The following is a 19443-nucleotide window of genomic DNA, read 5'->3' as shown; positions in this document are numbered from 1 at the left end:
GTCATCGCCATTGCGGGCCATATCGAAGTTAATGACCAGATCAATGCCTTTAATATCCAGACCTCTGGCTGCGACATCGGTGGCCACCAGAATAGTGATCTGGCCTGTAGCCAGCATGGCCATCATCTTTTTTCGTTCCCGGTGATCCATTTCACCATGCAGAACCCCGGCTTTCAGATCACTGTAGCGAAGGAAGCCGCAGAGCTGGTCAGCAAAGTTACGGGTATTGGTGAAAACAATGGCTTTCTCGAAACGCTCGTTTTCCAATAACCAGCGAGTCAGTTTTTCCTTATGCTTCTGATCATCGCTGAGCATGATCTGCTGGTGGATATTCTCATGTTTCTCTCTGGCCGTATTTAAAGTCAGGGATTCAGGTTCCCGCAGAACCAGGTCAATCAGTTCACCCATCCCTTTTTGCTGCAGGGTGGCAGAAAACAGCATGGTTTGACGATCCGGGCGACATTCAGAAGCAATTTTCAGCATGTCTGGACTGAAACCAAAGTCCAGCATACGGTCTGCCTCGTCCAGAATCAGGTATTCCAGATCGTTGAAGTCAGTATTGTTGTTCTCCATGTGCTCAAGCAGGCGACCCGGCGTGGCGATCAGAATGTCCGGATTCTTTCTTAATGTATTGACCTGATGACGAAATGGCTCACCACCAGTAATCAGACCAGCTTTGATCTGGGTGAAGCGAGCCAGGGCTTCTGCTTCTTCCAGAACCTGTCTGGCCAGCTCACGGGTAGGCACCAGAATCAGCATTCGGGTACCGGAGCGCGGGGCTGGAGTGTTCTGGAAATGATTCAGGGCAGGCAGCAGGAATGCCATCGTCTTGCCACTACCGGTTTCGGAGCTGACCAGTAGGTCTTTGCCATCCAGTGCTTTTGGGATCACTGTCGCCTGGACGGGGGTGGCCTTGCTGAAATCTCTTTCAGTCAGAGCTTTTTGCAGTCGTTCATGCAGTGCCAGGTCAGAAAAAAGCAAGCGATACTCCTTGATCTCGGTGTCTTCATGGGGGGCCGGTATCAGCCTGATGGAAGTCCCCCACTATTCAGGTCAGTGGGGGAGGTTAATAAACGTGACTGGTTTACATGACACGCATTCCGGGTTGGGCACCTTCATGGGGTTCAAGAATCCAGAGATCTTCACCTCCGGGGCCCGCAGCCAGAACCATCCCCTCACTCACGCCAAACTTCATTTTTCGAGGTGCAAGATTGGCGACCATGACCGTATACTTTCCGGTCAGGGCTTCCGGGGCATAGGCTGACTTTATGCCAGCGAAGATGTTGCGAGGCTCTGCCTCGCCAATATCCAGAGTCAATCGCAGTAGTTTACCAGCGCCTTCTACCAGTTCGGCATTGATGATTTTGGCAATGCGCAGATCCACTTTGGCAAAGTCATCGAAAGTAATCTGCTCTGCTACAGGCTCTTTTTCCAGCCACTCGTTGCAGGCAGATGTTTCGGCAGGTTTTTGCTCAGACATTTTGGCCAGTACCTCTTTGCTGGCTTCAATCATGGCTTCGACTTTATCCGACTCGACACGGGTCATCAGAGGCTTGAACTTGGCTATCTCGTGATCCAGCAGCAGGGACTGGCTGTCGGTCCAGTGCAAAGGCTCGATGTTCAGGAAAGCTTCTGCCTTGATCGCCATGGCAGGCAGAACCGGCTTCAGGTAGATCATTAACAATCGGAACAGGTTGATACCGGCAGAGCAGATGTCGTGCAGTTCCTGATCCCTGCCTTGTTCTTTGGCAACGACCCAGGGCTTCACTTCGTCAATCCAGGCGTTGGCTTTGTCAGCCAGAGCCATGATTTCACGCATGGCTTTGCCGAATTCACGGCTTTCATAAAGCTCAGCGATGTGCTCTCCGGTCTTCTGGAAGTCCGATGCCAGCTCAGGGGCTATGTTGTTGGCAGAGAGTTTTCCGCCAAACCGCTTCTTGATAAAGCCGGCATTTCGGCTGGCAATGTTAACCACTTTACCGACCAGGTCAGAGTTAACCCGCTGTACCAGATCCTCAGTGTTAAGATCAAGATCATCAATACGGCTGGACAGTTTGGCTGCATAGTAATAGCGCAGGTATTCAGGGTCCAGGTGCTCCAGATAGGTCCGTGCGGTAATAAAGGTACCACGGGACTTGGACATTTTTTCGCCGTTCACGGTCAGATAACCATGAACATTAACGGACGTTGGCGTGCGATAACCTGTGCCTTCGAGCATGGCTGGCCAGAACAGACAGTGGAAGTTGACAATGTCTTTGCCAATGAAGTGATGCACTTCGCAGTCACTGTCTTTTTTCCAGTAATCGTCAAAGTTGAGATCGTCTCTTCTCTGGCACAGGTTTTCGAAAGACGCCATATAACCGATGGGAGCGTCCAGCCAGACGTAGAAGTACTTTCCGGGTTGGCCGGGAATTTCAAAGCCGAAGTAAGGTGCGTCGCGTGAAATATCCCAGTCTTGCAGGCCCGCATCCAGCCATTCGGCCAGCTTGTTGGCAATCTCCTCAGAAATGGTGCCGGAACGAGTCCACTCTTTCAGGAAACCATCAAAGTCTGAAAGCTTGAAGAAGAAGTGCTCGCTTTCCTTTTCTATAGGAACCGCACCGGAAATAGCCGACTTAGGATTTTTCAGGTCGGTTGGTGAGTATGTGGCACCACACTTTTCACAGTTATCACCGTACTGGTCATCAGCACCACACTTTGGACATTCACCTTTGATATAACGATCCGCCAGAAACATCTGCTTGTCAGGGTCGAAAGCCTGAGTGATGTTGCGGCTGGCAATATGGCCATTTTCCTTGAGCTTCAGGTAAATGGCTTCAGACAGTTTGCGATTCTCTTCAGAGTGGGTGGAGTGGTAGTTATCAAACTCCACCAGAAAATCGCTAAAGTCATGGATGCGCTCTTTGTTGATCAGGGCGACAGACTCTTCTGGCGTAATGCCCTGCTTTTCAGCGTGCAGACTGATAGCGGTGCCGTGAGCATCGTCGGCGCAGACGTATGTGCATTGGTTGCCGAATAGCTTCTGAAAACGAACCCAGATATCGGTTTGAATGTATTCCACCAGGTGTCCCATATGCAGAGGACCATTCGCATAGGGCAGGGCACTGGTGACAAGTATTTTACGTTGGCTCATTCGAGTACTGTGTTGCTGGAAAGTTGAAAGAGAGTGAAGGTGGGCAGTATACGATAATTCTTATTACTTAGGCTAAGACTTAAGAAAAGGGTCAGCTGTCTTTGAGTATGCACGCCCGATGCAATGTGAGGGAAAGTTGAAGAAAGAGCGGCTTTTGCCCGATTGATGCCTACAATGCACAATCATCATTGATTATAAAGGGCTTCCAAATGCGAATTGCAACCCTGCTTCTTGTCGTAGTACTCTCGAGTAGTTCCATACAAGCTAATGCAGCTGGCATCGATATACGGTTGAAGCTTTCGGTGGCGGCCAGCCAATTTGTAATGGCTATGCCAGCGCTTATTCAATACTTGCAGAAGTCATTAGAATCTTTTCAGCCACATTATTTTAAAATAGTTGCAGAAAATGCGTTGGAAAAATTGGCACAAACGACCAATATTCCTGATGATCCAGTTGAAATGCCTGCGGTAGTCCATAAATTTATGGCCATAGTGGACCAAGAAGTGAGCCAATTACATAATAGTTTTCAGCAATGAAAACAGATTATTATTCCGGCCGGTAGTACAGATCTTTTTCTGCCCGGGTGCCTTGTTGCCGGGTCTGTTAGTAATAAACACTGCTTCAAATCAATAGCCACTGAAACTCGTGTTAAGGCGAAATTCTGGTTCCCCCCGAAAAGTATGATCGCTTAAGGGCTTCGAAGGAAAAGTCGCCAGTGCCTGATAAATCAGGTCTGGGTGGAGACCATCTGAAGAAAGTAAAAATACCGCTATTCAATCCGGCTTTTCTGGCGTTAGAATACTCGGCACCTCGTTGGAAACATGGAAAGATTCCGCGGGGTAAATGAGTTCTGTCCGGTCTGGCTTCAGGCTCCTCGCAGCACAGGGCTGTTTCATTATTACAACCGGTAGACCGTGGCCGGGAAGGCAGGTATTGTTAATTTCATGACTGACGAAGAACGCCAGAAGCAAAAACTGCGAAGAAAGTGGGCTTCCGGAGACAGGTCTCCATTTCAGGATTTTGCCCAGGAACGTGGAGAAGAACATCCGGTATTCGCCCGGCAGACGAGTGGATCGCCAGTCGCCCAGTCGAATACTCTGGCGGAGGGTGCCAAAGTACAACCTTTGCCTGAAGATTTTGCTCCTGATGCAGTCTACATAGAGTTTCTTGAGGTGCACCATGGCATTCCTGCGGACTTTTCCCTTGCCCAACTTCCGGAATTCAAGCTCTATTGGCTGGAAACGGGAGAAGCCCGCAAAGCCTGGCAGAATAAGTTCAAGAACCATGTGATCTATCAGTGGAAGCGGGGTCAAAGTGAAGAAGGGCAAAGAACTCATAAATCAACTGTCGAAAAGCTTACAGACACCAGCTGGGCAGACGGACTCCAGTTCGACTTCGACGAGTCAGACGACCAGTCGTGAAGCCCTGCATAGGGCTCAGCAGACGAAGTATGCCATTAATACCCTGTTTACCATGCTGGAAGCGGCCTTCCCGTTAAAATTTAAAAAAGCCTTTCCAACCGATGCATCATTGGTGGAAGCGAAGAAGGTCTGGATTCAGGGGCTCAGCGAGTTCAAGCCTGCGAGGATTGTCAGGGCCGGGCAAAAAGTTCTTGATACCACTAAATTTTTTCCTGATCTCAGTGAGATACGTGAGCACTGCAAGTTGCATCATGATGAGATGGGCTTGAAAAAGCCTCTGCAAGCCTATTATGAAGCCTGCTATGCGCCGGAGCAGAGCCGTGACGCTCGTTGGTCTCACATTGCCGTTTATCTGGCGGCGCGGGAAACGGGCTGGATGACCCTGCGAAGTGAAGAACAAAGCGTCGCTTTCCCTATCTTTGAGCGGAACTACAACATTCTCTGCAACCGGGTTCTTGATGGTGAGGATCTTGAGGCTTCCATCATGAAAGGCATTGAAGACAGTCGCTCAAAAGAAGCGGTAAGGGTTGCGGATGAGCAGGCTGAACAGACTCTGCGAAAAACAATGGAAGAGCAGGGCATTGATCCTGATTCGGGTCGCTCTGCTTTTGAAAAGTTGAAAGAATCATTATCCAGTCGTCGTTAAATTCGGTTTTTACTGGAAGAATAATAACGAAATCATTAGTCTATCGGCCATTCTAACGGTTGGAGTCTGACGCCCATGAGTGTCTTAGATCGTGCTGCGGTTGAAGCCGCTGTTCAAGGTTATCACGATCCTTTTCTGAAGCAGGACCTGGTTACTGCAGGTTGTATCAAAGAGCTTTCCATCGAGTTGGGTAAAGTCACCCTGACAGTCGAACTGGGCTACCCGGCAGAAGGCTTCAGAGGAGGTATTGAGCAATTACTGGCAGCCAAGATTGAAAACCTCCCCGGTGTTGAAAGTGCCAGGGTCTCTGTGAACTGGAGCGTATCCAGTGCGCCGGTTCAGGGTGAGTTGGAAGCCATGTCCGGTGTTAAAAATATTATTGCAGTAGCTTCCGGAAAAGGCGGTGTGGGTAAGTCCACAACGACCGTTAATCTGGCATTGGCTATGGCGGCAGAAGGTGCCAGGGTGGGCATTCTGGATGCCGATATCTATGGCCCCAGTATCGGGATGATGTTGGGACTGCCCGATGGAACCCGTCCGGAATTTAAAAATGAAAAGTTCTTCATACCCATTGAGGCCCACGGTATTCAGGCCATGTCCATGGCGTTTCTTGTGACAGAAGATACTCCGGTGGTCTGGCGCGGTCCGATGGTCAGCGGTGCTCTCCAGCAATTGCTGACCCAGACACTTTGGAATGACCTTGATTACCTGTTTATCGATATGCCTCCGGGTACCGGCGACATCCAGCTGACACTGGCTCAGAAAGTACCCGTCACTGGCAGTGTTATTGTGACCACACCACAGGATCTGGCTTTGATTGATGCAAAAAAAGGCATCGAAATGTTCAACAAGGTCAATATTCCGGTGCTGGGTGTAGTTGAAAATATGGCCCTGCATACCTGCTCTGAATGTGGTCATACCGAGCATCTGTTTGGTGAAGGGGGTGGGGCCCGTATTGCCGACCAGTTTGGTGTGGATCTGCTGGGTTCACTGCCTCTTTCCATGATGATTCGTGAACAGTCTGATGAGGGAGCACCGACGGTGGTTTCTGAGCCTGACTCACAGATCACCATGATTTATAGGGATATGGCCAAGCGGGTGGCCGCTGAACTGGCGTTAAAGAATGCCAACCAGCCCAAGGCGCCGACTATCTCGTTCAGTGATGATTGAGCAGGCCGGGGGAGTGTTCACTCCCCCGTTTTTCAGAAGCTTTGCAGGTGCTTACTGACTTTTTCCATAAATTGTTTTCGATCTTCCTCTGTCGTTTTGTCAATGTTATACAGCGCCAGCCACTTTATATCTTTGCACCTGGATACGGCTTTCAGTGAAAGCCTGAACATTTTTCTGGGCGGGTTGCCCACCAGGGCCATCCGCCATTGGGATGATCCCTGGGTGGTAATGATCAGAAACTTTTTAATCTGGGTCAGACCGGGTTCCAGGCCGTTGGGTCCGTAGGTTGCCACAACGCCCGGCAGCCAGACCCGGTCAAGCCAGCCTTTCAAAATCGCTGGAGGTCCCATCCACCAAGTGGGATAGACAAAGACCACCGCTTGTGCCCACTTCAGTTTGGCAGCCTGATTTTCGACCCCTTTGGTGTTGTCCCTGGTCATATAGTTGACTCTTTCTTCACAGGACATCCGTGCTTCAAAGTCAATCTCATAAAGATCCAGAGGGTGTACATTGTGTCCGGCCAGAGCTAACTGCTCACAAGCCAGCCTGAACAGTGCAGCGTTATAGCTCTGTGGGTTCGGGTGGGCATAAACTACTAAAACGTTCATTCTGACCTTATTTACTGGCAACAATCACCGCCATTTTAGTGGCTTTTATTAACAAAAGCAGTTGCAGTAAAGAAAGCGGGGAGAGGGCTACCGCCAATGATCGTCGGGCACGTATAATATCATCTGATAACATTTCTGAGGGTTGTGGTTCAGACACTTCCTTCCAGCTGCCGGAAAAATAGACCATGAGACTTTGTGATCGGGATATAGAAGCTTACCTGGACAGTGGAAAAATCATGATTGAGCCTTGTCCGGGCTCAGACAAGATCAGTGGGGTCAGTGTTGACCTGACTCTGGGCAACAGTTTCAGGGTTTTCAACGATCATGCAGCCCCCTTTGTGGACATCAGTGGCCCCAGAGAAGAGATTAATCGGGTGCTGGACTCCATCATGAGCAAGGAGATCACCCTGAATGATGGTGAAGCTTTCTTCCTCCACCCGGGAGAGCTGGCTCTGGCGGTCACCCGTGAATCCATTACCCTGCCCGGTGATATTGTTGGCTGGCTGGACGGTCGATCTTCTCTGGCGAGGCTGGGTCTGATGGTGCATGTCACCGCTCACCGCATTGACCCGGGCTGGAGTGGCCAGATTGTACTGGAGTTTTTTAATGGTGGAAAACTGCCACTGGCTCTAAGACCCGGAATGGGTATTGGTGCCATTAATTTTGAGACCATGAGTGGTACCGCAGCCCGTCCCTACAACAAACGGAAAGATGCAAAATACAAAGAACAGAAGAGTGCGGTGGCCAGCCGGATTGCTGAGGATCAATGAGCTAGCTCCCTAAACTGCCGAAAAAATAAACCCCGGGCAAGCCGGGGTTTCGGTTGTCAGCCGATATCATTTCAGCATGATTTCAGCACGGCGATTTTCCCGTCTCATTTCTTCTGTATCATTACCACGTACCGGGTAATCTTCACCTTCACCCCTTACCGTCATGTTCTCTTCAGAAATTCCTCTGCTTATCAGGTAGTCTTTTACGGCCTTGGCTCTTCTCTCAGAAAGCTCTTGGTTGTAAGAGCGGGAACCTGACTCACAAGCGTGGCCAACAATTTCGATGTGGCTGTCCTGATCCAGCTGGCCAATAAGCATGTTGAGCTTTTCCAGATCGCCCAATCTCAGCTTCGGAGAGTCAAAGTCAAAGTGAACGGTGGACATTCCTACTAAAACAGGAATGCCCATCGGGCGATCGCGCTCAGCAACAGGGTCGATCAGGGCGCAGGCTGTGCCACCTATCAGTGCACCGGCTACAAAGGCAGTACCACCGGTTGCTATATTGTAAGCCGCGCCGGGGATACCCATAACCGCTCCCCCTTTGGCTACACAGTCAGACCAATGAGGCTTCTGGGGTTGAGTCTGGGAAGAGGTGGTCGAACAACCCGCTGTCAACAGCAGAGAAAAAACGAGAGCCAACGTGCTCAGCATCCTTGCAGACATGGTACAACTCCTATCCATGGTTTTTAGAGATTGGCCTGCAAGCCAGTCGCCTGACTAAGAATAGTCTGCCGTCCTCGCTACGGGATCGTCTGGACGGTCGCTATTTCAGGTAAGGCTTCCAGAGAAGGTATGCAGTCCATTTCCTGTTGATTATAGGGAGAGTTGAGCCATGCTCCTGATGACTGTTTTTCGGTGGTTTGATTTCAATGTCAGCAACAAGCAGAAATCAGGATGTTTTTTTGACAATGAGCGGCGTTAAAGGTGTGATTTGCAGTAAGAGTGGTCACTCTTCAGAAGTTTCACTTTGAGACATTAAAAATAGCAGTGGATTTTATTGGAGTTTGCCAGCATTCAGCAGCCGATAAAGGGCAGAAATTAAGCGGTGAAAGTCGCTTATTGTTCAGCTCAGAGGGCATTCCGCCCGAAAGGCCAGATGAGGGGCATCAGTCCGACTGACCAAAACCTCAAAGAGAGTAAAAAGGCTTTGGTCAGGATAATCATTGCACAGCCCTAATTAAGTGTTCAGAGCTCTGGAAGCTACTCAGTTGTGGGCGTGCAAGTCTTCGTTAAGAGCGATAGCCGACTTGTTGGTCAGACATTCAATGGCACCAGAAATAGAATTGCGACGGAACAACAGGTCAGACTGGCCACTTAGCTGGCTGGCTTTAACGGTTTCAACCACGTTTTTCTGATCGTCCAGAACATTGACTTTGCTGCCAGCAGTCAGGTATAGACCGGCTTCGACGGTGCAACGGTCGCCCAGAGGAATATTGATACCGGCATTAGCACCGATCAGGCAGTTCTCGCCCAGGGAGACGACGATGTCGTTACCACCCGACAGGGTACCCATGGTGCTGCAACCACCACCCAGGTCAGAACCTTCGCCAATCATAATCCCGGCAGAGATACGACCTTCAATCATACTCTTGCCCTGAGTGCCGGCATTAAAGTTAATAAAACCTTCATGCATGATTGTGGTGCCCTCACCAACATAAGCGCCCAGGCGAACCCGGGCTGCATCGGCAATACGCACTCCGGCCGGGACAACGTAGTCCGTCATTTTCGGAAACTTATCCACTGAATCAACGCTGATACAGCGGCCTTCAGCACGGGCTTTTAGTTGCCGTTCAGGCAGCTCTGTCAGATCGATAGCCCCTTCACTGGTCCAGGCAACGTTCGGCAGCAAAGGAAAAATGCCTTGCAGATTCATGCCGTGGGGCTTAACCATACGATGTGAGAGCAGGTGCAGCTTCAGGTAAGCTTCAGGTGTGCTGTTAAGGGTATCGTCTGTTGCCAGAAAAGTAATGACGCGGGGCTGGTCACTTTCTTCCAGACTCAGCATCATTTTTGCCAGGGCTTCCTCACCCAGATTGACGAAAGATTCTTCCAGCGCATGACAGGTCGTACTGTCCAGCTCAACGAAGGCGTTGCCGCCGTTGTAGTCAACCAGTTCAGTAATCGCTGCAACCAGCTTTTCAGATGGGTTCAGCAGAGGCATGGGATAGAATACTTCCAGCCAGTCGCCTTTCGTATTTTTACTGCCCACACCAATCGCAAGACTGAAAAGAGTTTGGTTCATAATTCATTTCCCCTGATATTCAAATCAAATTGAAGACAGCCTATTGCAGCGGCTGCAAGTGGCTTTATTCTTCTCTTCTGCCTGGTTGAAACGGGCCAGGCGTTTTACTGAAAAAGTGCTTGATATTGCTTGTCTGAAAAGCCCAGAACTTTTTTGGAGCCTGTGTCGAGCAAGGGTCGCTTGATCATAGCGGGTTGCTCCAGCATTAACTCAATGGCTGAGGCTTCATCGACAGACGCTTTTTGCGCTTCTGGCAGCTGTCGCCAGGTGGTCCCGCGACGATTCAGCAGTGCTTCCCAGCCTAGTTCATTTGACCAGTTTTGCAGAGAAACCTTGTCCAGACCCTCTTTGCGGTAATCATGAAAGCGATATTCAATACCGGCTGCATTAAGCCACTTGCGGGCCTTTCTAATAGTGTCGCAGTTGCTGATTCCGTAGAGGGTGATCACGAGGCTAACCTGTGTTTCCGCTGTAAACAGCCATGGGCTTTAGAAACCATCTTCCGTCTTCCCGGGAGATGAAAGATTTAACGTAATAGTCGTCAAGCGGCCTAGCATACACGTCTGGGTGTCGAATTGCATGAGCCGGCCAGGTAATTCTCCAGCACAGATGATAAATACTTCTGACCATTTTGCCGACACACTATGGGAGCACTTTTTCAAAAACTTTGGGCTATTTTGTCATGCCGATTAAAGATGACTATCAATGCGGTTATATGGGTGAGCGATATGGGCAGTGCAATGAGGGAGCTATAGAAGGCAGTGACTATTGCTTTTGGCATGACAGGGATGTTGATAAATCTGGTGACAATGTCAGAGCCTTACTAGAAGAACGGGCTCGCAAAGGTACCCCGATGGAGGGGTTTTATCTGAAGGGGGCAGATCTCGATAATCTGGATCTTGTTTGTCCTGAAGGTAATAATGTTTATCAATTGATTAATAGTGACTTGAGTCGTTGTAGTCTGGTTAAAGCTCATCTCTATCGGGCAGACCTTTCCGGTTGTAATCTTCTGAAAGCGGATTTGAGTGGAGCCAATCTACATCGAACCCGTTTAATCGGATCAAACCTGCTGGGTGTTAATTTTAAGTCAGCACGAATTGAACATGTTGATTTTGGCGATGCTTTCCTGCAAGAAGAAAAAGCACATCAGGCCCGCCGGGAAGGGGATCAGCACAAGTCCAGAGAGTTGTTTGAGGAGGCCGAGGAAATAGCAAGGAATATTCGCAAACATTGTGAAGCACAGGGGTTATTTCATAATGCTGGTGAGTTTTTTTACCGGGAAATGACCTTAAACCGCTACCGGTTTCCCTGCTTCTCATGGCGCAGGACGGCTTCAAAGGTTGTCGACTTGCTCAGTGGCTATGGCGAAAAGCCCGAAAGGTTGGTTCTGTTTTCAGTCTCATTTATTGTCTTCTTTTCTCTGTTTTATTTCTTACTGGGCATTGAGGACAGTGGGGTAACGGTCCGGTATCAGTCGGGCCAGCCTCTTTATAATAATCTGGTCAGCTGGCTGGAAACGCTGTACTTCAGTGTGGTGACCTTTACGACACTGGGCTACGGCGATCTCAACCCTGTCGGTCTTTCTAGACTGTTCGCAGCCATTGAAGCCTTCATTGGCAGTTTCACGCTGGCACTTTTTGTTGTTGTTTTCGTAAAAAAAATGACCCGCTGAAGTGAGCCGTCACTGGCCGTAAAATCTTCAGCGATCATATAGCTTCTGTCGTCTTTTTTCAGGTGCAATAGGCTTCCATTTCGTCTGGGTCGCAACTGATAGCAGCGTGTGTTTCTCCCTGGAGTAATGCCTTGAACTGGTTACGGTTCATATGAATCAGTTCCCGGTGGTTACCAGACTCAAGATACAGATCCTGTAATGAATTCAATTCGTCATCCCAACAGGTGGTCATGCCGTAAGCACTGCCGATAGCTGGAACCGAACCGTCCTCACAGTCTGGAAAAAGGTGTTTCAATTCCTGTTCTGACACCAGATTCAAGTGGCGATCCAGCTTGGCGTTGATCCAGCGCAGCATGAGTTTGTTCATAGAGGGCATGACGGCGATGACATAACCCTTGGTGTCCCTGAGAACAACGGATTTTGTCATATTCTTAACTGGAATACAGGCGGAGTGGGCCGTATTCATCGCTCTCTCTGAGTATGGGTGGGACACAAGTTCGTATTCCGCATTATGTTGGTTTAGAAACATGTGCAGTTTCCGGGCGATGCTCATCTTCAAGTCCCCGCACGAAGGTTAGAAAAATCGGAATAAAAAATAATAAGACTACGCCCAAGTGTACATGGATTATTTCAGAGTGCTCTGCTTATGGAGCTAAATAGTAAGATGAAAATTATATATAAAAGTCAATTGTAATCCGTTTCTACTCTTTAACGAGCGCTTTGCAGTTTGAATGGCTCGACAGATTTTACAAAAATTATGTGCGACCGAAGGCGACTGATCCGGGTGTCGTCTTATCGGACGCAAATCCATCGAAATGAGTTGATCAGGCCTTAATGGAATATCACTAGCGGTTGGCTTATCGTCATTCAATCAGTATCATTTGCGCGTTTCTGACCCCTGACTGATTTGAAAATTAAAGGAAACTATAGTGAATTTCTCTGGACTGAGAAAACCTTCCCTGCTTGCCGGGGCAGGGTTGTTTGCTCTTCCGCAGAGCTCGTTTGCGGCAGAAGAGTTGTTGAGGATGACAACGCACCCCATTGCCTGGTTGTGTGTTGTCATTTTTATCCTGGCTTATGTGGCCGTGATGGCAGAAGAGAAGTTGCATCTTAAAAAGTCAAAGCCGGTCATTCTTGCTGCCGGTATCATCTGGGCCCTCATTGCCTGGCTGGCCACCGGAGAGGGTGTGTCCCACGAGAGTTTATCTACAGCGGTCATGCATGATCTGGAAGAATATTCGGCCATGTTCTTATTCCTGCTGGTGGCGATGACTTACATCAATGCTATGGAAGAGCGTCAGGTATTCGATTCACTTCGCAGTTGGCTGATCCGTAAGGGCTTCAGTTATCGTCAGCTCTTCTGGGTGACTGGGTTTCTGGCATTCTTTATCTCGCCCGTTGCCGATAACCTGACGACGGCTTTGTTGATGGGAGCGGTCATTATGTCCGTCGGGGGGAGTCCTGCTTTTGTCACCATGGCAATGATCAATGTGGTTGTAGCATCCAATGCCGGGGGAGCTTTCAGTCCCTTTGGTGATATTACAACGTTGATGGTGTGGCAGGCTGACAAGGTTGAGTTTTTCACATTCTTCTCATTATTTATCCCTTCAGTAGTGAACTTTATTATTCCGGCGACCATCATGAACTTCTTTATTGATAGTGGCCGACCGGCTGCCCTCGAGGATCATGCAGGTATTCGACGGGGTGGATTGGGTGTCTGTGCGCTGTTCCTGATCACGATTGCGCTGGCAGTTTCTTTTGAAAACTTCTTCGGACTACCTCCCTTTATGGGCATGATGACCGGACTTTCTCTATTGATGTTCTACACCTATTTTCTGCAATTGAGAGGGTTGACCAGCAGTCGACCTATTCCTGTGATGGACGACGAGCAAAAGGAAGATCTGGATATTTTTAAACGGGTTGCCCATGCCGAGTGGGATACCCTGCTGTTCTTCTTTGGCGTTATCTTCTCTGTAGGGGGACTGCGTTATTTGGGTTATCTGGAAGTGATTTCCGAAAGCATGTACACCGGCGTAGGACCCACCTGGACGAATATTGCAGCCGGGGTCTTCTCTGCCATTCTGGATAACATTCCAGTCATGTTTGCCATCCTGGGTATGAGCCCTGAAATGGACGTATTTCAGTGGCTGCTGATTACCCTGACCGCAGGGGTGGGTGGAAGCTTACTGTCAATAGGCTCTGCTGCAGGCGTTGCTCTGATGGGAACTGCTAAAGGCCGATATACTTTCCTGAGCCATTTGAAGTGGAGCTGGGCCATTGCCCTGGGATATGCCGCGAGTATTGCAACTCACTTTTTGGTGAACGGTTAAAAGCAAAGATGCAGGGTGACTCTGTTCTCATTGCTTCAAAACAGGGTCTCCCTGATAAACAATGTAGGGTGAGCAGCTGCCTGATGTAAGGATATTAACAATTGCCTTATGACGGGCACCAGATGTGGGTGCTCGCCCGCTATTGTTAATAGGCATCACAAGATCGTCAGGTTCAATATCATACTTCTCGAACCATGCCAGATCCTGCTCTGCATCGGGAGAGAAGGCCAGTTCAGCAAAGTCTCCCTTTACTTCGGTAATGAGCATTGTTCCCCTAACAGGCTGGTAGTAACAGCTGATAGACTCCAGGGGATTGGCGCAGCCGACTAGCAGAATGGGCGGGAGTGCCCATGCCACGATGCGAAGAGATGTTCTGGAATAAGCAGAGCGTTTCAAAACTGAAGCTCCTTGTTCTCTTTATCAGGAGCATTCTCTTTCTTTCAGAGAACCTCCCGCAGTTATGAGTTATGGTTACCGTGAAAAACCTTCAGTCTCTGCGATCATTGATCATAAAGCTGATTTCACCCGAGTGAGAAGCTTGCGGCTTAATGAAACATCCGAATCAGTTTGTTAATTATTACACCAGCTTAACGGCTTTGAAAACTTCGTTTAGAGTATCGGTGCCTATTATTGCCAGTATCGGGATGCTCCGGAAAAACTGCTAACCCCCGGTAAAGAGCGAGAGTCAGATCAGATCGTAATCAATCAGCAGATAACCAGCGCAAAGCCATTGCCACGAAATCGACTCAATGATGGTTGTTTCTACCTCATAACCCAGTCTGTTATCAGGCGATCAATCTGATCCATCATAGTCGTTTATGCTGGCAATATCTGGAGTGTCAGATCATGGGTTGAGGTCGTTGTCCCGATCCTGGTCCACATCAACAGATGTGCGTTTTCGATGTCTTTTGCGCTTCGTTAGGGTTTGAGCATTTTTGCAGATTGTCCCGCATTGCCGAGACTGGCCACCCTCACCGACCACTATGACCTCACAGGTTGTTTTTTGCCCTCTGTGAGTGTTTCTTTTGTGGATTGCCATGGCTCTGATATTCTCACAGACCGTTCCGCATGGTCGCTGCTGGCCATCCTCCCCGATCACGTTCACTATGCAGGTTTGTTGTCCGGTGTGACCTCTGTTTTTGTGAATTGACAGAGCTTGAGCATGCTTAAAAACCTTTCCGCATGGTCGCTGCCGGCCATCCCCCTCGTCCACTGTTAGATCACAGGTTTTTTCCCCGGAGTGGTATCTACTTCTATGGCATGCTTGAGATCGAGCATTCTTGAAGATCGCCCCGCATGGCTTCGGCTGACCATCCTCACCGATCATAGTCACGTCGCAGGTTTGTTGCCCGCTATGTTTTCTGCTTTCTTGATTCGGCAGTGCTTGTTGACAGTGGGTGGCTCCTCTGCAATGAGGTACTGCCGGGGTTCGAAATGCGCCTGTCTGGGAAAGATGACGTGGGCTTTGACCCAGTTGGGATGATCCTGTTGCCTGTTGTGTTTCTGACGTTCTCATTGAGTATGTGAAATCGGTATACGCGCAGGAAACCCCGATTTCTTCGAGAAGAATGTGATTACCAAGATTGAGTAACCCGTTAACTATAACCAAATCATCATTGGAGACAGACGAACTTCCATGTATTTGCGCAGCTTCACTGATTGGCCCGGTTAGGTCAATGTGTGCTGCCGATGCTCTCACCGAGTGTTCATGGTTGCGGTTATTTGTCGGTTTGCCACTAATGCCACATGGCTGTGGCTGATGTGCCTGTGACTGAGAGGGGCGGCCAGATATACCAGAAGGATTATTCAATAATTCAAAAAGTGACTTTTGTTGAGAATATATAGCCTTTGCAAAATCAAAATGATCTATACGACTATGTTTTTTTTTATTGTGTAAACGTGGGCATGAGCTTTTTTCGGGTGTTGCTCCTGTTTGGGCTGCTGAACTTACCAAGGACTTCAGCGGTGATCCAGCGGGTTCTCTGTTATTGGATGATGGTCGGTATTGGCAAGCTCCATTACAGGGATGGATGAAACAATTTAAACTTAAAGTATGGAGGTGTTGGTTTGGATCTCCATTGTCGCCGCCAGAGTGCGAATCTGGGGGGGTAATGAAAGAGCTTGCAGGCTGGCTGCGGGCTCCGGTAGCTTTCTGGCTGGGTGATTCTGATGACTGTTGTTGGTTAGGTCCGGAGCCAAACATCATAGTGATTGTCGCAAAGGGATGGTCCTGACATGCCTCCTGCTGTTCAATGGGTTTAAACAGTGCTGAATCGGGGTTCCAGTAGCTCTTTAAAAGCCAACTGACAGTGACAACCGCGTCAGCAACTTCTAAAGGTAGTCGTGAATAGGGATTGGAGCTCAGAGAGGCATCTTTGGTTGTCAGGATCAGTTTGTAAGCAACCAGCAGAGGAGTGGCGTAAAGCCATTGCCACGAAACAGACTCTATAAGGGTCATTTTTACCCCGTAACCGTCTGGACTGTATGCTTTGTTATCTGGTGGTGAATCTGTTTCTGTGTAGTCGTTTTTGCCGACAGCGTCTGATGGGCTGCCCAGCCATACATATCGGTCACGTTTTATAGAAAAGCTCTGGTTTGGAAAAACTTCATTCTGTTCAAGCTCGACAATAAAAACTCTTGTCAACGCTTCAGCATGACAGACGGCAGACAACGAAAGTAGCAGCAACAGAAACGCTGCACAGAGTGAGTGTTTAATAATTCTATTCTTGCATTCTGGCTTTCAGAGAGGAAGGATAGATCACCTCATGAAAGAGGGTGTCGCAAAACTCTGGTTCCTGGTCTGGGACATGGGAATCAGAATTGGGCGGGATATAAAAAAGCCCCCGCAGACAGGGGCTTTACGCTGATCAGCTGTTCGCTTTGTCAGGATTGAAATGCTCGCGCATTTTTTGAAGGAGATAGTAGAACAATGGGATCATTATTGTGCCAAATACGGTGGCAGCGATCATTCCAGACATCACAGTCGTGCCAATGATCCTTCGGCTGGCGGCACCTGCGCCACTGGCAAATACCAGAGGCAGTACTCCCAGAATGAAAGACAGGGCTGTCATCAATACGGCACGGAAGCGCAGTTCGGCGGCGTTGGTTGCAGCATCGAAGATGCTCTTGCCTGATTGCCTCTGTGCCATGGCAAATTCTACGATCAGAATCGCTGTCTTTGCAGCAATACCAATCAATAGCACCATACCTATCTGAGCATAAATATCATTGGCCATGGAGGGGATCAGTAATCGGAAGAGGTTTATCCCGACAATGGCACCAAAAGCCGCTATGGGAACTGCCACGATGATCGCCAGCGGCATAGTCCAGCTTTCATACTGTGCTACCAGGAACAGGTAGACAAACAGGAAGGCCAGGGCAAACAGCAGAGGAGCTACGCTACCGGCTTCAATTTCCTGTAGAGACTGTCCGGACCACTCAAAGGTGTAACCATCGGGCAGCGTCTTGGCCAGATCTTCCATGGCAGTGATGGCATCACCTGAACTAAAACCTTGATTGGCCTTGCCACTGATGCTGGCTGAGCGGTAAAGGTTATAGTGGTCGATGCTGCTGGGGCCAAGAATCGGCTTCAGTGAGGCAACGGTTGTCAGAGGCACCATCTGGTCATTCAGGTTTCTGACAAAGAACTTGCTCAGGTCTGAAGGGTTGGCGCGATACTCGCTTTCTGCCTGCAGTTTAACCTGGTAGGTTCTACCGAACTTACTGAAGTCATTGACATACAGGGAGCCCAGCTGGGTTTGCAGTGTCATGAAAATTTCAGACAGTGGAATGCCTTGTGCTTTAGCTTTGTTGCGATCTACCTCAAGGTAGTATTGGGGGACATTAGCACGGTAAGTACTGAATACCTGAGTCATCTCGGGGCGCTGGTTTGCCTGATAAATCAATCCATTCAACACCTGACCAAGCTCCTGTGGGCTGCGGCCAAGAGTATCCTGAAGCCTGAAGTCGAAACCACCGGAAGATCCAAGACCGGGAATGGGTGGGAAGGCAAAGGCCATGACCTGTGCTTCCGGTAGCGTCCAGAGCTTGCCCTGTATCTTTCTCAGCACTACCTTCTGGTTTTGCATGACGCCCGGGCGATCTTTCCAGTTGTTGAGAACAACAATTGCCATGGCGTTGTTGGAGTTGGAGCCACCCATGATGCTGAAGCCGGAAACGCTGATGACACTGTCAACATCGGGTTCGGTACGAATGATGTTGGTGACGTTCTCCATAACGGCTTCTGTTCTGTTCAGGGACGCCGCGTCTGGAAGCTGAACATCAACCACGAAGAAACCCTGATCTTCATCCGGAACAAAACCGGATGGTGTGCTGTTGAACAGGAAACCTGTAGAAGCCATCAAGATGGCAAAGAGTCCAATCCCCAGAATGCCTCTTCTCAGCAACAGGGTAACCCAGCTCTTGTAGCCACCGGTCAGTCGCTTGATAAAGTTATCAATCGGAACCAGCCACTTGATGTGCCCCATCTTGCCTTTTTTCAGCAAAGTGGCGCACAGGGCCGGACTCAATGTCAGAGCGTTGATGGAAGAAATCACAACAGCTACCGATATGGTGACTGCAAACTGTGAATAAAGCCCGCCGGTAATGCCCGGCATAAAGCCTACCGGCACGAATACCGCCAGCAATACCAGAGTGGTTGCCACAATGGGGCCCGATACTTCCTTCATGGCCTGGCTGGTGGCTTCGACCGGGTTCATTCCCTCCCTGGTGATTAATCGTTCAACGTTTTCAATGACGACAATGGCGTCGTCCACAACCACGCCTATCGCCAGAACAAGACCGAAAAGTGTGATGGTGTTGATTGAAAAACCGAGGGCTTTCATGATGGCGAAAGTACCAATCAGAGAGACCGGGATTGCGATTGCAGGGATCAGTGTTGCCCGCCAGTTTTGCAGGAACAGGAATACAACCAGCACGACCAGAGCCACAGCCTGAAGCAGAGTAATGACGACTTCCTTAATGGACTGGTCAATAAACTGGGTGGTGTCAAACTTGATTTCATACTCGATACCTTCCGGCATGCGAGTAGCCAGTTCAGCTATGGTCTCTTTTACGCCTTTTGCCACATCCATGGCGTTGGCATCAGGTTGCTGATAGATAACCAGAAAAGCGGTGTCATCATTGTTAAACTTGGCGACGCCATCGTAACTCTGGGAGCCCATTTCAACCCGGGCGATGTCCTTGATGCGAACATACGAGCCATCAGAGTCGGCCTTGATAATGACGTTGCCGAACTCTTCAGGGTCACTCAGACGTCCCTGGGTTTTTATAGTGTAGGTAAACTGTTGGTCTGGCTGGTTAGGTGCCTGACCCAGTTTACCGGCAGCGACAATAACGTTTTGTTCATTCAGTGCGTTGGATACGTCTGATGTCGTGATGTCCAGGGATGCCATACGTTCAGGATCAAGCCAGATGCGCATGCTGTAGACC

19 protein-coding genes are annotated in these 19443 nt (G+C 49.3%); 8 read left to right on the top strand and 11 right to left on the bottom strand.

The features are described from left to right. Window positions 1-981, bottom strand: a 981-nt coding sequence (locus KDK17_RS09105) for a DEAD/DEAH box helicase (protein ID WP_257287897.1), incomplete at its 3' end; no start/stop codon positions are given. Window positions 982-1084: 103 nt separating this feature from the next. Further along, window positions 1085-3133: a methionine--tRNA ligase gene (metG, locus tag KDK17_RS09100; RefSeq protein WP_373690672.1), complete on the bottom strand. Its 2049-nt coding sequence runs from the start codon at window positions 3131-3133 to the stop codon at window positions 1085-1087. Between the two features lie 209 nt (window positions 3134-3342). On the opposite strand from metG, the gene KDK17_RS09095 reads away from it, so the two are divergent. From KDK17_RS09095 to apbC, 5 genes are all read left to right on the top strand, one after another. Continuing rightward, window positions 3343-3669, top strand: a complete 327-nt coding sequence (locus KDK17_RS09095; protein WP_257280120.1) for a hypothetical protein — start codon at window positions 3343-3345, stop codon at window positions 3667-3669. A gap of 179 nt (window positions 3670-3848) precedes the next feature. After that, complete coding sequence (locus tag KDK17_RS09090; protein WP_257287896.1) at window positions 3849-3980, top strand: hypothetical protein; 132 nt, start codon at window positions 3849-3851, stop codon at window positions 3978-3980. A gap of 97 nt (window positions 3981-4077) precedes the next feature. Then, window positions 4078-4554 (top strand): DnaT-like ssDNA-binding domain-containing protein, encoded by a 477-nt coding sequence (locus KDK17_RS09085; RefSeq protein ID WP_257280121.1) that lies wholly within the window; start codon window positions 4078-4080, stop codon window positions 4552-4554. Further along, the gene (locus tag KDK17_RS09080) at window positions 4448-5200 is read left to right on the top strand and encodes a replication protein P (protein ID WP_257280122.1); all 753 of its coding nucleotides are present in this window, start codon (window positions 4448-4450) and stop codon (window positions 5198-5200) included. Before KDK17_RS09085 ends, KDK17_RS09080 begins: the two co-directional genes overlap by 107 nt. Window positions 5201-5275: 75 nt before the next feature. Continuing rightward, window positions 5276-6370 carry an iron-sulfur cluster carrier protein ApbC gene (gene apbC / locus KDK17_RS09075; RefSeq protein WP_257280123.1) on the top strand — a complete coding sequence of 365 codons (1095 nt, stop codon included), beginning with the start codon at window positions 5276-5278 and terminating at the stop codon, window positions 6368-6370. Between the two features lie 32 nt (window positions 6371-6402). Here the strand turns inward: apbC and KDK17_RS09070 are convergent, their stop codons facing one another. Continuing rightward, window positions 6403-6978 carry an NAD(P)H-dependent oxidoreductase gene (locus KDK17_RS09070; RefSeq protein WP_257280124.1) on the bottom strand — a complete coding sequence of 192 codons (576 nt, stop codon included), beginning with the start codon at window positions 6976-6978 and terminating at the stop codon, window positions 6403-6405. 7 nt (window positions 6979-6985) lie between these two features. Then, the gene (locus KDK17_RS09065) at window positions 6986-7135 is read right to left on the bottom strand and encodes a hypothetical protein (protein WP_257287895.1); all 150 of its coding nucleotides are present in this window, start codon (window positions 7133-7135) and stop codon (window positions 6986-6988) included. A gap of 28 nt (window positions 7136-7163) precedes the next feature. On the opposite strand from KDK17_RS09065, the gene dcd reads away from it, so the two are divergent. Then, window positions 7164-7748 (top strand): dCTP deaminase, encoded by a 585-nt coding sequence (gene dcd, locus KDK17_RS09060; RefSeq protein ID WP_257280126.1) that lies wholly within the window; start codon window positions 7164-7166, stop codon window positions 7746-7748. 66 nt (window positions 7749-7814) lie between these two features. On the opposite strand, the gene KDK17_RS09055 is transcribed toward dcd, so the two are convergent. The 3 genes from KDK17_RS09055 to KDK17_RS09045 all read right to left on the bottom strand — a co-directional run bounded on the left by KDK17_RS09055 (window position 7815) and on the right by KDK17_RS09045 (window position 10439). Beyond that, on the bottom strand, window positions 7815-8411 hold the full coding sequence (locus KDK17_RS09055; RefSeq protein WP_257280127.1) for an OmpA family protein: 597 nt from the start codon (window positions 8409-8411) through the stop codon (window positions 7815-7817). 541 nt (window positions 8412-8952) lie between these two features. Further along, window positions 8953-9990 carry a 2,3,4,5-tetrahydropyridine-2,6-dicarboxylate N-succinyltransferase gene (gene dapD / locus KDK17_RS09050; protein WP_257280128.1) on the bottom strand — a complete coding sequence of 346 codons (1038 nt, stop codon included), beginning with the start codon at window positions 9988-9990 and terminating at the stop codon, window positions 8953-8955. Window positions 9991-10094: 104 nt separating this feature from the next. Further along, window positions 10095-10439, bottom strand: coding sequence for an ArsC family reductase (locus KDK17_RS09045; RefSeq protein WP_257287894.1), 345 nt, complete (start codon window positions 10437-10439; stop codon window positions 10095-10097). Between the two features lie 233 nt (window positions 10440-10672). On the opposite strand from KDK17_RS09045, the gene KDK17_RS09040 reads away from it, so the two are divergent. After that, entirely contained in the window at window positions 10673-11662 is a 990-nt protein-coding gene (locus tag KDK17_RS09040) for a pentapeptide repeat-containing protein (protein WP_257280130.1), read from the top strand. A gap of 58 nt (window positions 11663-11720) precedes the next feature. On the opposite strand, the gene KDK17_RS09035 is transcribed toward KDK17_RS09040, so the two are convergent. Continuing rightward, entirely contained in the window at window positions 11721-12128 is a 408-nt protein-coding gene (locus tag KDK17_RS09035) for an aminoacyl-tRNA deacylase (protein ID WP_257280131.1), read from the bottom strand. 463 nt (window positions 12129-12591) lie between these two features. Here KDK17_RS09035 and nhaD point away from each other — a divergent pair, with 463 nt between their 5' ends. Next, a complete protein-coding gene (gene nhaD / locus KDK17_RS09030; protein WP_368736431.1) occupies window positions 12592-13992 on the top strand; it encodes a sodium:proton antiporter NhaD in 1401 nt (466 codons plus the stop codon). 27 nt (window positions 13993-14019) lie between these two features. Here nhaD and KDK17_RS09025 read toward each other — a convergent pair whose 3' ends face one another. The 3 genes from KDK17_RS09025 to KDK17_RS09015 form a co-directional block, all read right to left on the bottom strand. Then, window positions 14020-14388: a hypothetical protein gene (locus tag KDK17_RS09025; RefSeq protein ID WP_257280133.1), complete on the bottom strand. Its 369-nt coding sequence runs from the start codon at window positions 14386-14388 to the stop codon at window positions 14020-14022. Between the two features lie 448 nt (window positions 14389-14836). Continuing rightward, a complete protein-coding gene (locus KDK17_RS09020; protein WP_257280134.1) occupies window positions 14837-16678 on the bottom strand; it encodes a hypothetical protein in 1842 nt (613 codons plus the stop codon). A gap of 181 nt (window positions 16679-16859) precedes the next feature. After that, window positions 16860-19443 (bottom strand): efflux RND transporter permease subunit (locus KDK17_RS09015; RefSeq protein ID WP_257287893.1); only part of this gene is annotated, 2584 nt, incomplete at its 5' end.

The organism is Endozoicomonas sp. SESOKO2 (assembly GCF_024606245.1).
GTDB lineage: Bacteria > Pseudomonadota > Gammaproteobacteria > Pseudomonadales > Endozoicomonadaceae > Endozoicomonas_A.
The sequence above is the reverse complement of the archived record's forward strand: the minus strand, read 5'-3'. Positions and strand labels throughout refer to the sequence as shown.

What these genes read in the sequence shown, in the direction of transcription:
- KDK17_RS09035 (WP_257280131.1), bottom strand. Translation starts at nt 12,128, where the DNA reads ATGAATACGGCCCACTCCGCCTGTATTCCAGTTAAGAATATGACAAAA.
- KDK17_RS09070 (WP_257280124.1), bottom strand. Translation starts at nt 6,978, where the DNA reads ATGAACGTTTTAGTAGTTTATGCCCACCCGAACCCACAGAGCTATAAC.
- KDK17_RS09055 (WP_257280127.1), bottom strand. Translation starts at nt 8,411, where the DNA reads ATGTCTGCAAGGATGCTGAGCACGTTGGCTCTCGTTTTTTCTCTGCTG.
- apbC (WP_257280123.1), top strand. Translation starts at nt 5,276, where the DNA reads ATGAGTGTCTTAGATCGTGCTGCGGTTGAAGCCGCTGTTCAAGGTTAT.
- KDK17_RS09040 (WP_257280130.1), top strand. Translation starts at nt 10,673, where the DNA reads ATGCCGATTAAAGATGACTATCAATGCGGTTATATGGGTGAGCGATAT.
- metG (WP_373690672.1), bottom strand. Translation starts at nt 3,133, where the DNA reads ATGAGCCAACGTAAAATACTTGTCACCAGTGCCCTGCCCTATGCGAAT.
- KDK17_RS09095 (WP_257280120.1), top strand. Translation starts at nt 3,343, where the DNA reads ATGCGAATTGCAACCCTGCTTCTTGTCGTAGTACTCTCGAGTAGTTCC.
- dcd (WP_257280126.1), top strand. Translation starts at nt 7,164, where the DNA reads ATGAGACTTTGTGATCGGGATATAGAAGCTTACCTGGACAGTGGAAAA.
- dapD (WP_257280128.1), bottom strand. Translation starts at nt 9,990, where the DNA reads ATGAACCAAACTCTTTTCAGTCTTGCGATTGGTGTGGGCAGTAAAAAT.
- KDK17_RS09085 (WP_257280121.1), top strand. Translation starts at nt 4,078, where the DNA reads ATGACTGACGAAGAACGCCAGAAGCAAAAACTGCGAAGAAAGTGGGCT.